This window comes from Proteiniborus sp. DW1 (assembly GCF_900095305.1).
In the GTDB taxonomy this organism is placed as follows: domain Bacteria; phylum Bacillota; class Clostridia; order Tissierellales; family Proteiniboraceae; genus Proteiniborus.
In genome coordinates this window covers 1-286 of the sequence record NZ_FMDO01000059.1, presented here as the reverse complement: position 1 = coordinate 286, position 286 = coordinate 1, and the positions used below count along the sequence as shown (strand labels likewise).

Sequence of the window (286 nt, the reverse complement as noted above, 5' to 3'; positions counted from 1 at the left end):
GTAGTTCTAGTATACAATTATACAATCATCGCGGGGTGGAGCAGCTGGTAGCTCGTCGGGCTCATAACCCGGAGGTCGTCGGTTCAAATCCGGCCCCCGCAACCATAATATTAGTTCATAGAACTGTAAACTAGGAATGTTTTTAGGAATAACTATTAAAACAAACATGGCGGCGTAGCTCAGTTGGCTAGAGCATGCGGTTCATACCCGCAGTGTCAGCGGTTCAAATCCGTTCGCCGCTACCAACTTTATCTTTATAAATATTTATCAAAACTATATTTAGTAA

Annotated in this window: 2 tRNA genes; both read left to right on the top strand. The window is 43.0% G+C overall.

Features of this window, described 5'->3' with window-relative positions:
• Positions 1 to 29: 29 nt before the first annotated feature.
• Positions 30 to 105, top strand: a tRNA-Met gene (locus DW1_RS14640).
• A 63-nt stretch (positions 106 to 168) separates the two neighbouring features.
• Positions 169 to 245: transfer RNA gene (locus tag DW1_RS14635), tRNA-Met, on the top strand.
• The last annotated feature ends 41 nt before the right edge of the window (positions 246 to 286 follow it).